The sequence below is a fragment of the Microbacterium sp. 22195 genome (genome assembly GCF_052056515.1).
Lineage (GTDB): Bacteria > Actinomycetota > Actinomycetes > Actinomycetales > Microbacteriaceae > Microbacterium.
Window position 1 is genome coordinate 255,281 of the sequence record NZ_JBQEPE010000003.1, and the last position, 12,521, is coordinate 267,801.

At 68.7% G+C, this 12,521-nt stretch carries 12 protein-coding genes; 6 read left to right on the top strand and 6 right to left on the bottom strand.

Features of this window, described 5'->3' with window-relative positions:
• Nucleotides 1-124: 124 nt before the first annotated feature.
• Both ACTJJ4_RS11945 and ACTJJ4_RS11950 read right to left on the bottom strand, forming a co-directional pair.
• Entirely contained in the window at nt 125-1,267 is a 1,143-nt protein-coding gene (locus ACTJJ4_RS11945; RefSeq protein ID WP_440943656.1) for a low temperature requirement protein A, read from the bottom strand.
• Nucleotides 1,268-1,354: 87 nt separating this feature from the next.
• Nucleotides 1,355-2,554: a glycosyltransferase gene (locus ACTJJ4_RS11950; protein ID WP_440943517.1), complete on the bottom strand. Its 1,200-nt coding sequence runs from the start codon at nt 2,552-2,554 to the stop codon at nt 1,355-1,357.
• A 189-nt stretch (nt 2,555-2,743) separates the two neighbouring features.
• Between ACTJJ4_RS11950 and ACTJJ4_RS11955 the strand changes: the two genes are divergently transcribed.
• The 4 genes from ACTJJ4_RS11955 to ACTJJ4_RS11970 all read left to right on the top strand — a co-directional run bounded on the left by ACTJJ4_RS11955 (nt 2,744) and on the right by ACTJJ4_RS11970 (nt 8,010).
• Nucleotides 2,744-5,041: an ABC transporter substrate-binding protein/permease gene (locus ACTJJ4_RS11955; protein ID WP_440943518.1), complete on the top strand. Its 2,298-nt coding sequence runs from the start codon at nt 2,744-2,746 to the stop codon at nt 5,039-5,041.
• Nucleotides 5,042-5,050: 9 nt separating this feature from the next.
• A complete protein-coding gene (locus ACTJJ4_RS11960) occupies nt 5,051-5,830 on the top strand; it encodes an amino acid ABC transporter ATP-binding protein (RefSeq protein WP_440943519.1) in 780 nt (259 codons plus the stop codon).
• Between the two features lie 61 nt (nt 5,831-5,891).
• The gene (locus ACTJJ4_RS11965; protein WP_440943520.1) at nt 5,892-6,155 is read left to right on the top strand and encodes a glutaredoxin family protein; all 264 of its coding nucleotides are present in this window, start codon (nt 5,892-5,894) and stop codon (nt 6,153-6,155) included.
• Between the two features lie 70 nt (nt 6,156-6,225).
• Complete coding sequence (locus ACTJJ4_RS11970) at nt 6,226-8,010, top strand: aldehyde dehydrogenase family protein (protein WP_440943521.1); 1,785 nt, start codon at nt 6,226-6,228, stop codon at nt 8,008-8,010.
• Between the two features lie 84 nt (nt 8,011-8,094).
• Here ACTJJ4_RS11970 and pip read toward each other — a convergent pair whose 3' ends face one another.
• Nucleotides 8,095-9,066 carry a prolyl aminopeptidase gene (pip, locus tag ACTJJ4_RS11975; protein ID WP_440943522.1) on the bottom strand — a complete coding sequence of 324 codons (972 nt, stop codon included), beginning with the start codon at nt 9,064-9,066 and terminating at the stop codon, nt 8,095-8,097.
• A gap of 83 nt (nt 9,067-9,149) precedes the next feature.
• Nucleotides 9,150-10,028, bottom strand: a complete 879-nt coding sequence (ypfJ, locus tag ACTJJ4_RS11980; protein ID WP_440943523.1) for a KPN_02809 family neutral zinc metallopeptidase — start codon at nt 10,026-10,028, stop codon at nt 9,150-9,152.
• A 72-nt stretch (nt 10,029-10,100) separates the two neighbouring features.
• Between ypfJ and ACTJJ4_RS11985 the strand changes: the two genes are divergently transcribed.
• Complete coding sequence (locus tag ACTJJ4_RS11985; RefSeq protein WP_440943524.1) at nt 10,101-11,090, top strand: malate dehydrogenase; 990 nt, start codon at nt 10,101-10,103, stop codon at nt 11,088-11,090.
• 78 nt (nt 11,091-11,168) lie between these two features.
• On the top strand, nt 11,169-11,642 hold the full coding sequence (locus tag ACTJJ4_RS11990) for a recombinase family protein (RefSeq protein WP_440943525.1): 474 nt from the start codon (nt 11,169-11,171) through the stop codon (nt 11,640-11,642).
• A gap of 117 nt (nt 11,643-11,759) precedes the next feature.
• Here ACTJJ4_RS11990 and ACTJJ4_RS11995 read toward each other — a convergent pair whose 3' ends face one another.
• Both ACTJJ4_RS11995 and ACTJJ4_RS12000 read right to left on the bottom strand, forming a co-directional pair.
• Nucleotides 11,760-12,050 (bottom strand): WXG100 family type VII secretion target, encoded by a 291-nt coding sequence (locus tag ACTJJ4_RS11995; protein WP_285635560.1) that lies wholly within the window; start codon nt 12,048-12,050, stop codon nt 11,760-11,762.
• A gap of 20 nt (nt 12,051-12,070) precedes the next feature.
• The gene (locus ACTJJ4_RS12000; RefSeq protein ID WP_292699680.1) at nt 12,071-12,382 is read right to left on the bottom strand and encodes a WXG100 family type VII secretion target; all 312 of its coding nucleotides are present in this window, start codon (nt 12,380-12,382) and stop codon (nt 12,071-12,073) included.
• Between the last annotated feature and the right edge of the window lie 139 nt (nt 12,383-12,521).

Sequence of the window (12,521 nt, forward strand, 5' to 3'; positions counted from 1 at the left end):
GACGTATTGATCAGACGATCAATAACTGCAGACGACAGTAATAGGCCTTCGGCGTCATGTCAACAGCCGAACGCATCCGCGACGCCGCGAGGCGCCGCCGGAACACCCCGCAGCACGCGCGGGGTCAGCGGGCGCTGTGCTCCTTGCGCACCGGCGGACGCAGCACCAGCACCACCACGATCGCGACCAGGATCACCGCAGTGAGGGTGACGGGCACGGGAAGCACCGCGTCGAGCAGCACCAGCACCGCGCCGAGCGGCACCACCGTGTTCACCACGCGGTCCGCGTTGTCACGGATCGCCACGATCCAGATCCCGAGCAGGAACACCGCGATCGGCACGCTGGTCGTGAAGGAGGCGGGGACGAAGCCCAGCTCGGTGTGTCCGGTGAGCTCGTCGATCTGCACCTCCACGCCGGCCGAGAAGGCCGCCGCGGCGGCGAACACGAAGTAGTGCGCGTAGCCGTAGGTGAGCGAGCTGCGCAGCGTGGAGATCGCGTGGTGGTGGGGCGGCCAGAAGTAGATCCACCACATCGCCGCGGCCGAGATCAGGGTCACCGCCGCGATCCAGATCAGCGGGCCGATGGACTCGACCTCCTCCCGCGCGCCGATGATCGCGGTGGCCGATGCCAGCAGGCTCTCGCCCAGCACGATCAGGGTGAACAGGCTGTACCGCTCGGTGATGTGGTGCGGATGCCAGGGCGTCGATCCCTGCCGCTCGGCGATGATCGGCACGGAGATCTCGGCGAGCATGAGCACGATGAACACCGGCAGCTGAATGCTGTCCGGGATGAAGAGGAAGCCCACCCACAGCACCTGCACGGCGCCGATGCCTATGGCGTAGGCGCGGGCGGTGCGACGGAGCGCAGGATTCGTGCGGGATGCCCGCAGCCACTGCACGATCATGGCCACGCGCATCACCACGTACGCGGCGACGACGATCGTGAAGTCGGGCTCGTGCGCGTCGAAGACCGGTGCGATGCCGGCCGCGAGCACGAGCACCCCGGCCATCTGCACGATCGTGACCACGCGGTACAGCCAGTCATCGACGTCGAACGACGTCGCGAACCAGGTGAAGTTCATCCACGCCCACCAGATCGCGAAGAAGATCATCAGGTAGGACGCGATCCCGGTCGCCGCATGGCCTTCGGACAACGCGTGATGCAGCTGACTGGAGGCGGTGCTCACCGAGATCACGAAGACGAGGTCGAAGAACAGCTCGAGCGAGCTCGCGACGCGGTGCGGCTCGTGCGGGTCACGCGGCAGCATCCGCCCCAGTCGGAATCTGGCCCCAGTCGCGTAGTCGCTCACCGGCCCAGGATAATGCGATCGGGCGCGCGCGCCGCACGCCGGGGGTCAGAGCTCGCCCGGCCGCATGGCCTCCGCGTCGATGGCCTTCAGCACGCGGATGCCCGCGGTGTCGACGGGCGGCTCCTCCACGGCATCCGCCCGGCGTCTCCGCGGCGCGTAGACGACCAGCGCATGGAACAGAAACCGCGCGAAGAACGCCACGACGAGCGAGATGGCGGTGGCGACCACGGCCGAGATGTGCCAGGACTCCACCATCAGCGCCATCACGGGGATGCGCAGCGCCGCCTCGATGCCGTTGAACGACGCGGATGCCGCGAAGCGCACCCACAGCCGGGAGGCGTCCGCGCGCTCGTCGCGGAAGACGAACAGCTCCTGCAGCACGAAGTTGCCGGCGATCGTCACGACCGCGCCGATCACCGCCGCGAGCACGTAGTCCATGCCGAGGTGCGTGAGCGCCCACATGATGCCGACGTTCGCGACCGCGCCGACGCCGCCGATCATCGCGAACAGGCCCATCTTGCCGAACCGCAGCCGGGCCAGGTGCGCAAGGAACATGGCGCCCTGCCGCAGGCTCGCCTTCGAAGTGCCGTGGCGGCGCGCGCCGAACTCCATCGGCACCTCGGCGATCCGCAGCGGCCCCGCCGAGCCCCCGCGCACGAGGATCTCCAGCAGGATCTTGAAGCCCTCCGGGCGCAGCGTGCCGACGTCGAGCCGCGAGCGGTCGACGAGGAAGAAGCCCGTCATCGGATCGGTGCTGCGCCACAGCCGGCGCAGGAACATCGCCTTGGTCACGGCGGTCGCGGCCTTCGAGACGCCCAGGCGCATCGTGGTGCCGAGTCCCGCGGTGTCGCCTCCGCCGATGTAGCGCGAGGCGGCGACGACATCGGCATCCCCGGTTCCGAATCGAGCAAGCAGGGCGGGCAGGAGCTCGGGCGGATGCTGCAGATCACCGTCCATCACGATGCAGACGTCGTGCGCGGCCTCGGACAGCCCCCGCACCACGGCGCCGCCGAGCCCGCCGGTGTTGTGCTCGCGGTGGATGCCGCGGACCGGAATCGGAGCGGATGCCGCCACGCGCACGATCTCGTCCATGGTGCCGTCGGAGCTGTCGTCGACGAAGAGGATGTCGGCGTCGAACCCCTCCAGCGCGGCGGCGGTGCGCGCGACGAGCTCGGCCACGTTGTCGCGTTCGTTGTACGTCGGGACGATCACTGTGACGGCTGTGACCGTGACGGAGGCGCTCATCGGCAGACCTCCCCGGAGTGATGCGACGCGGCTTCAATCGTGCCATCTTTCGCTGTGCGGCGAGTCCGTGCCGGCAACTCCCCGTCCTGGCGGCACGTCAGAGAGCCGGGCCGGGATTCCGCGGGCGGGTAAGGTGGCACGGGCCGGAAACACGCACGATGCCGAAGACGCCCAGACGAAGAGGACTCCATGACTCTGCTCAGACACCCTGCGAACTGGTGGCGCGAGAATCGCCTGCCGCTACTGGCGAGCCTCACCACGCTGCTCATCCTGCTGTTCACGGTGGGCGGCGCGGTCGGCATCGCGAACGCCGCGACCAAGCCCGCCTCCGCCGATGACGGCGTCAAGGGCAAGACCTTCACGATCGCGACGGACACCACCTGGGCGCCGTTCGAGTTCCAGCGCGACGGCGAGCTGCGCGGCATCGACATCGACCTGATCAAGGCCGTCGCCGAGGACCAGGGCTTCGACGTCAAGGTCGACGTGCTCGGCTTCGACGGCGCACTCGCCGCGGTGACGGCCGGTCAGGCGGATGCCGTGATGGCGGGCATGTCCATCACCAAGGAGCGCCAGAAGACCTTCGACTTCTCGAACCCCTACTTCGACTCCGGCATCCAGATGGCGGTGGGCAAGAACGACGCCACCATCAAGGGCTACGAGGACCTCAAGGGCAAGACCGTCTCCGCGAAGACCGGCACCGAGGGGTACACCTTCGCCGAGAACCTGGGCAAGCAGTACGGCTTCACCGTCACCGGGTTCCAGGATGCCGCCGATGCCTACAACGACGTCACCACCGGCAACTCCGCCGCCGTGTTCGACGACTACCCGATCCTGGCCTACGGCATCGCCACCGGCAACGTCGACCTGAAGACGGTCACGCCCCAGGAGAAGGCTTCCAGCTACGGCATGGGCGTCAAGAAGGGTGCGAACGAAGCGCTCCGCAAGGCGTTCAACGAGGGCCTGAAGAACCTGATCGCCGACGGCACGTACCAGAAGATCCTCGACGACTACCTCGGCGAGAACGCCCCGAAGGCGGCGGCGATCGGCGAGGGCAAGGCCGCACTCGGCAACGACAAGCTCGACCCGGGCAAGCCGGGCGAGCTGCCGAAGAACCCGGGCTTCGCGACCGACACCGCGCAGACCCACGGCGAGTTCACCATCGCCACCGACACCACCTTCGCCCCGTTCATCTACCAGCTGGACGGCAAGAACGTCGGCATCGACATGGACCTGATCCGCGCGATCGCCGCGAACCAGGGTTTCAAGGTCGACATCAAGCCGCTGGGCTTCGACGCCGCCCTCGCCGCCGTCTCCGCGGGCCAGGCCGACGGCGTGATCGCCGGCATGAGCATCACCGACGAGCGCAAGCTAGCGTTCGACTTCTCGAACCCGTACTTCCAGTCGGGCGTGCAGATGGCGGTCGCCAAGGACAGCGACATCACCTCGTACAAGGACCTCAAGGACAAGAAGGTCGCGGTCAAGACGGGCACCGTCGGCTACGACTTCGCCAAGGAGCTCGGCAAGAAGATCGGCTTCAAGGTCAATGCCTTCCAGGACTCCGCCGACATGTACAACGACGTCGCCACGGGGAACTCGGCGGCGACGTTCGAGGACGCGCCGGTGCTGCAGTTCGGCATCGCCTCCGGCAATGTGCCGCTGAAGATCGTCACCGATCCCGAGCCGGGAGCGGACTACGGCTTCGCCGTACTCAAGGGCAAGAACGCCGAACTGCTGAAGATGTTCAACGAGGGTCTGCAGAACGCCAAGGACACCGGCGTCTACCAGCAGATCGTGGACCGCTACCTCGCGATCGACGACGAGGGCGCGACGTCGGACAACTCCTTCCTGGCGCTGCTGAAGACGTCGATCGGCCCGCTGTCGCAGGGTCTGCTGCTCACGCTACTGGCCACGGCGCTGTCGATCCTGTTCGCCATGGTGCTGGGCATCCTGTTCGGCATCCTGAAGCTGTCGACGAACCCGTTCCTGCGCTTCCTCGCCAGCGCCTACGTCAACATCTTCCGCGGCACCCCGGTGCTGGTGCAGGCGTTCTTCTTCTACTTCGGCGTGCCGGCCGTGACCGGCCAGCCGCTGGACGCTCTCACCGCCGGTGTGATCACGCTGTCGCTGAACGCGGGTGCGTACATCACCGAGATCGTCCGAGGCGGCGTGCAGTCGGTCGACCCCGGCCAGATGGAGGCCTCGCGCTCGCTGGGCCTCGGCTGGGGCGCGTCGATGCGCCGCGTGGTGATGCCGCAGGCGTTCAAGATCATGACGCCCAACCTCATCAACCAGTTCATCATCACGCTGAAGGACACCTCGCTGCTCTCCGTGCTGGGCTTCGCCGAGCTGACGTACCAGGGCCGCATCGTGATCGCGTCCACGTTCCGCTCGTTCGAGATCTGGATCATCGTCGGTGCGATGTACTTCATCGTGATCTGGCTGCTGACCGTTCTCTCGAACTGGGTCGACCGGAAGTTCAACAAGTAGGGGATGACCATGACGAACAACGAGCAGACGTTCACACGTCCTGTCACCACCGCTTCGGGCAACCCGATCGAGGTCCGCGAGCTGCACAAGTCCTTCGGGAAGAACGAGGTGCTCACCGGCATCGACCTGACCGTCGCCAACGGCGAGGTCGTCGCGGTGATCGGCCCCTCGGGTTCGGGCAAGTCCACGCTGCTGCGCTGCCTGAACCGGCTGGAGGAGGTCACCAGCGGCGAGGTGCTGATCCTCGGCGAGAACATCGCCACCGCGAAGGGGAAGAGCCTGGACGCCGTGCGTCAGCGCGTGGGCATGGTGTTCCAGCACTTCAACCTGTTCCCGCACATGACCGCGCTCGAGAACGTGGCGCTGGCACCCGTCGAGCTGAAGATGCTGAGCAAGGCGGAGGCGCGCAAGCGCGGCATCGAGCTGCTCACCCGTGTGGGGCTGGCCGAGAAGGCGGATGCCCGGCCGGCGTCCCTCTCCGGCGGCCAGAAGCAGCGCGTGGCCATCGCCCGCGCGCTGGCGATGAGCCCGGGCATCATGCTGTTCGACGAGGCCACCAGCGCCCTGGACCCCGAGATGGTCGGCGAGGTGCTGCAGGTGATCCGCGACCTCGCGGCATCCGGCATGACGATGGTGCTGGTCACGCACGAGATGGGCTTCGCCCGCGAGGTCGCCGACCGCGTCGTGTTCATGGCCGACGGCAAGGTCGTCGAGTCCGGCCCGCCGGCCGAGATCTTCGACAGCCCCAAGGAGCCCCGCACGCAGGACTTCCTGTCCAAGGTGCTCTGAGGCGTCTCGGGGCGGATGCCGGGCCGACCCTCGGCATCCGCCCCGGCCTTACCCTGGATGTATGACCACTCCCTCATCCGAGACCATCACCATGTTCGGCGCCGCCTGGTGCGGCGACTGCCGTCGCACCAAGAAGCAGCTCGACGAGCTCGGCATCGAGTACACGTACATCGACCTCGTCGCCGACCCGGCCGCCGCCGATGTGGCCAAGGAGATCTCGGGCCGCACGAACATCCCCGTGGTCGTCTACCCCGACGCCAGCCACCACGTCGAGCCGTCGAACGCCGACGTCGAGGCCAAGCTGCGCGAGCTCTCGCTGATCTGACGCGCGCATCCGAGGGTGGAACCCGGTCCCACGAACTCATAGGCTGGGTTCCATCCCGAAGGAGACGACGATGACTCAGGATGCGGCCGTGACCACGGCGACGAAGGATGCCGCCCGCCAAGGCGCAGCATCCGGTTCCCCCGAACTCGACGACGCCACCCGCGCGGCGCTCGACGCCGACATCGCCCTGCTGCAGCAGGGCTCCCGCACCTGGTCGAGCGTCACCGTCGCGCAGCGCGTGACGCTGCTGCGAGCGCTGCGCACGAGCGTGGCCGCCACGATCGAGGACTGGGCGGACACGGCCGCCGACTCCAAGGGGCTGCGCCCCGGGCATCCGCTGCGCGGCGAGGAGTGGCTGAGCGGGCCGTACTCGGTGCTGGGCGCGATCGACGCCTACGCCGACACCCTCACCAAGCTCTCCGAGGGTCGCAGCGCGCTGGACGGCGTGCGCATCGGTCGCGCACCGGGCGGACGCACGAAGGTCGACGCGTTCCCGCTCACGGGCATCGACCGCTTCCTGCTTTCGGGCTTCACCGGTGAGGTGTGGCTCCAGCCCGGCATCACGCCGAACACCGCCCGTGAGTCCGCGGGTCTCGCGCAGCTGACGCCCTCGGCGTCCGGCGGCGTGGGGCTGGTGCTCGGAGCAGGCAACATCACCTCCATCCCCGTGCTCGACGTGATGTACGAGCTGCTCGCGCACAACCGGGTCGCGCTGCTCAAGGTCAACCCCACGCAGGATGCCCTGGTCCCCGTGTACGAGCGGGCTCTCGCCCCGCTGATCGAGCCCGGCTTCCTGCGCATCGTGCGCGGCGGCCCCGCTGTGGGCGCCTACCTCACGGGGCACCGCGACCTGGTGCACGTGCACATCACCGGTTCGGCCGCGACGTTCGATGCGATCGTCTGGGGCTCGGGCGCCACGGGCAAGCGCCGGCGGCGGGAGAACCGGCCTCAGCTGAAGAAGCCGATCACCGCCGAGCTCGGCGGCGTCTCGCCCATCATCGTCGTCCCCGGAGAGTGGACCGACGCCGACCTCGCCTACCAGGCCGAGCACGTCGCCACGATGCGGCTGCAGAACTGCGGGCACAACTGCATCGCCGGGCAGGTCGTGATCATGTCGTCCGACTGGCCGCAGGCCGAGCAGTTCCGCGCCGCCCTGCGCCGCGCCTACGCCGGCGCCCCCGAGCGCCCGATCTGGTACCCCGGCTCCCCCGTGCGCATGCAGCAGGCGAGCGACGACTACCCCGACGCCCTCGTGCTGGCCGACCGCCTGCTGGTCGAGATCGGCGACGGGCAGGACGCCACGGCGCTGGAGAACACCGAGTACTTCGCGCCCGTGCTGGGCGTGGTGGAGCTGCCTGGTACCGGGCAGCGGTTCCTGGACGCCGCGGTCGAGCACGCGAACGAGAAGCTGCAGGGCACGCTCGGCGGCAACCTGATCATCGACCCTGCGACGGAGAAGGCGCTCGGCACCGGCTTCGAGCGGGCGATCGCGGAGCTGCGCTACGGCTCCATCGCGATCAACGGCTGGACGGCGTTCGGGTTCATCACCCCGACCCTGACCTGGGGCGCATACCCCGGCAACACCCTCGACGACGTGGGCAGCGGCATCGGCGTGGTGCACAACGCGCTGCTGCTCGACGGCGTGGAGCGCTCGATCGTGCGCGGCCCGTTCCGGCCGTTCCCGCGGTCGCTCCCGGTCCTGAACGGCGGTGGCCGGTTCACCATCCTGCCGACCCCGCCGTGGTTCGTCTCCGCCCGCACGGCCGCGCAGGTGAGCGAGGGCCTCACGCGCTTCCGCGCCCGCGGCGGCGTGCTCGGCCTCGTGAAGACGCTGCTCCAGGCGCTGCGCGCCTGATCAGCATCCTCGCCCCTGGCGCCCCCTGACCCTCGCCGAGACCCCGACTTGTCGACGACAGCACGAGGTCTCAGCGGGAGTGAGTCAGTCGTTGAGCGCGGCGAACCGGTCGGTCGCGGCGCGCAGCGCTGCGGCGATGCCCGGCTCGGATGCCGAGTGCCCGGCGTCGTCGACGATCACCAGCTCGGCCTCGGGCCACGCCGTGTGCAGATCCCAGGCGGTCATCATGGGCGTGCACACGTCATATCGTCCCTGCACGATCACCGCGGGGATGTCGCGGATGACGCCGACGTTGTCGATCAGCTGACCCTCCTCGAGCCAGCCGCCGTTGACGAAGTAGTGGTTCTCGATGCGCGCGAACGCGGTGGCGTGCGCGGCATCCGTCGCCTCGTCGACGTGCTCGGGGTCCGGGCGCAGGGTGACGGTCGACGCCTCCCACTTGGTCCAGGCAACCGCGGCCGGCACATGCACCTCCGGGTCGGCGTCGAACAGACGGCGGTGGTACGCCTCCATCATCCGAGTGCGCTCGACCGGCGGGATGACCGCCTCGTAGTCGGCCCACAGGTCGGGGAAGAGCGCTGCCGCGCCGCCCTCGTAGAACCACTCCAGCTCGTGCCGGCGCAGCGTGAAGATGCCGCGCAGCACCAGCTCGGTCACGGCCTCGGGGTGCGACTGCGCATACGCGAGCGCGAGGGTGCTCCCCCACGATCCGCCGAACACCTGCCACTTCTGGATGCCGAGGTTCTTGCGCAGCAGCTCGATGTCGGCCACCAGGTGCCAGGTCGTGTTGTAGCGCAGATCGGCGTCCGGCTCACTGGCGTGCGGCGTGCTGAGACCGCATCCGCGCTGGTCGAACAGCACGATCCGGTACACCTCCGGATCGAAGAAGCGCCGCTGCCAGGGCGAGGTGCCGCCACCGGGACCGCCGTGCAGGAAGACGACGGGCTTGCCGTCGGGATTCCCGCTCTGCTCCCAGTGGATGCGGTTGCCGTCGCCGACCAGCAGGTCGCCGGTCTCGTACGGTTCGATAGGCGGATACAGTCCGTCAAGTTCCATGATTCACTCCCCCGAGTGCCCGTGGCTCGGGCCTCTTCACCGTATCCCGAATCCGGTATACCGCGTGGGAGAACCGCCTGTGATTACAGCTTGTCGCCGGGGACCTGGAAGGTGTCGCAGACGCTGAGGCCGTTCTTGTAGCCGTTGGCGAACCAGTATTGGCGCTGCTTACTGGTGCCGTGCGTGAAGCTCTCGGGGTTCACGAAGCCGGACTGCTCCTGGATGTGGTCGTCGCCCACGGTGTACGCGGCGTTCACGGCGTCGTTCAGCTGCGCGTCGGTGTACGGCTGAAGGTAGTTCTGGCCGTTGGAGTCCTTCTGCGTGACGGCGTCCTTCAGCCAGGCGCCCGCGTAGCAGTCGGCCTGCAGCTCGGTGCGCACCCCGTTGCTCGTGGGGCCGGTGCCGTTGTCAGGGTACTTCTGCATCACCCCGGTGATGTTCTGGATGTGGTGGCCCCACTCGTGACCGACGATGTACAGCTGGGCCAGAGATCCCGCAGACGCTCCGAACTGCTGGCGCATGAGCTGGAAGAAGGTCGGGTCGAGGTAGACGCCCTGCTCGGGCGGGCAGTAGAAGGGACCGACGGCGTTGGATGCCGTGCCGCACTGCGTCTGGGTCTGACCGTCCACGATCGTCAGCGAGGGCTTCACGTAGCCGTCGACGTGCTTGCTCCAGTAGTCGTCGAGCAGCACCTGCGCGCCGGCCATGCGGCACGCGTCGTTCGTGTTCGCGTCCTGGCCTGTGTCGCACTCGGTGAGGGTGTTCTCGCCGGTCGCCGCGGGCTGGTCGCCACCGCCGGGCACGCCGCCGACGAGGCCGGTCAGGTCCGGGCCGCCGAGCAGGGCGACCACGAGTGCGACGATGCCGAGCACGCCCACGCCGCCGCCTGCGGCGATCGCGGTGTTGCGTCCGCGGCGTCGGGTGGTGTTGCCCGAGATGTCGGCGTCCGGATTGAAGGTCATGGAGAAAAGGTACCCCGAGCGGGCCCCTTTCACCCGCTCGAGGCCGGATGCGGGAAGCGTAGGCTCGGCGTCATGGCGACGACGATCACGATCACGGGAGCCGGCGGACAGATAGGCTACGCGCTGCTGTTCCGCATCGCGGCGGGAGACATGCTCGGGGCGGGCGAATCGGTGCGGCTGCGGCTGCTGGAGATCCCGCAGGGCCTCAAGGCCGCCGAGGGTGCTGCTCTCGAGCTGCAGGACGGTGCGTTCCCGCTGCTGGAGCACGTGGAGGTCACCGACGACCCCGCCGTCGCGTTCGACGGCGCGAACCACGCCCTGCTCGTCGGAGCGCGGCCGCGCGGTCCCGGTATGGAGCGCAGTGACCTGCTCGCGGCGAACGCCGGCATCTTCGGACCGCAGGGCGCCGCGATCGCCGCGCACGCGGCATCCGACGTCCGTGTGACCGTCGTCGGCAACCCGGCCAACACCAATGCGCTGATCGCCGCGTCGTCCGCCGACGGGCTGCCCGCCGAGCGCTTCACCGCCCTCACCCGGCTGGACGAGAATCGCGCCAGGGCGCAGCTCGCGCAGACCCTCGACGTCCCCGTCGCCGGCATCCGCCGTGTCCCGATCTGGGGCAACCACTCCGCCACGCAGTTCCCCGACGTCTCGCACGCGACCGTCGACGGCCGGCCGGTCGCGGATGCACTGGCCGCGCGCGTCGGCGACACGACGGCCTGGCAGGAGCAGACCTTCATCCCCCGCGTCGCCAAGCGGGGTGCCGAGATCATCGAGGTGCGCGGATCGTCGTCGGTGGCGTCCGCGGCGAGTGCTGCGATCGATCACGTGCGCGACTGGGTGCACGGCACGGACGACTGGACGAGTGCGGGCGTCGTCTCGCACGGCGAGTACGGCGTACCCGAGGGCCTGATCTGCTCGTTCCCCGTGCAGTCGGTCGACGGAGGCTGGCGGATCGTCGAGGGCCTGGAGCTGGATGCCTGGGCGCGCGCCCGCGTGGACGCCTCCGTCGCGGAGCTGATCGAGGAGCGCGACGCGGTCCGCGCACTGGGGCTGCTCTGACCCCGTACCCCTTCACCGGGGCGCATGTCGGCGGACTCGGGCAGAATGGGAGCGCAGAATGGGAGCGGAGGTGCGTTCATGAGTGACGTGACGAATGCGAAGGGCACGGGCTCGATGGAGCAGGGCCTGGAGGCCGCCCTCACGAGCCCGCTGCACCTGCCGCACGCCGCGGCGACGTGCCCGCAGTGCCTGGCGAACGAGAAGCACGACTGGTGGTCGGCGCGCCCCGAGGGCACCCGACTGGTCGGGCTGGTGGTGGCACGCGACGGGATGCCGTCGGTGACCCAGCAGCGTGAGGATCTGACGCGCTTCGGCGTGCCGATCGAGGGCTTCCGGCATCCGGCACCCGAGATCCTGGAGAGCTGGGGCGACCGGCTGGCCCGTCTGATCGAGACCCTGCGCGCGGGCGATGTGCTGGTCGTCGCCAATGTGCACGCGCTCGGCCGCGACCGCGACGAGGAGTCGCGCACGGTGGCGGAGCTGCGTCAGCGCGGCATCATGGTCAAGGTGCTGGGCCACCACGCCCGGCATCTCGCCGACGCCGAAAACTGAGCTCCCGCGCACGACGCCGGGCGCACGCCGCCCGCTTCGCGCACGACGAGAAACCGGCTGCCATCCCCGAGGGGATGACAGCCGGTTCAGAACGCCAGACGCGTCAGTGACGGAAGGTCACCAGCGGTTGGTGTTGCGGTTCTCGTTGGCCTGGCCGTCGGCCGAGTCCTGCGAGACCTGACGACCGATGTCGTTCAGGAGCGCCTTCATCTCGGTCAGTGCAGCGTTCCACTGCGCCTTGGCCTGGACGTACGCCTCGGACGCCGAACCGGTCCAGTCGGCCTGGAGCGGCTTGAGCGCGTTCTCCATGTCGTTGAGCTTGTTCTCGATCTGGTTCGCGCTGCCGACCAGGTCTGCACCTGCTGCGTCGACGGCGCCGAACTGCATCTTGTAGCCGTTACCACCCATGTTGTTCTTCCCTCCGGGTCTCAGCCGAGACGGCCCATGAACTTGTTCTGCGACTGCGCAGAAGCGTCGTCGGTCTGCGTGTATGCCGACTGGGAGTCGCGCAGGTTCTGCTCGAATCCGTCGAGAGCGTTCGTGATGCGGCGGGACTTCTCCTGCCACGCCTGGAACGTCTGCTGGAACGCCGCGGCGCCGGAGCCGGCCCACGATGCACCGATGCCCGAGAGCTTGTTCTGAATCGAGTTCAGCTCCCCCACGATCTCGGCCTTCGACTGGTTGACGATCTGGGCGCCCCGCTGAAGAGCACCATCCGCTGCAGAGACTTCTCCGCCCACGGTCACCTCCTGGTCCTGAGGGCTGTGTCAGCCCCGATTGCTTCAGCCCCGGAGGGGCCGTGTCCCCGATGTCCGGCGACTAATAACACCTTATGGTCCCCGCTGGGGGATGCCTATGGGTAGCACTGCCCACGCAGAT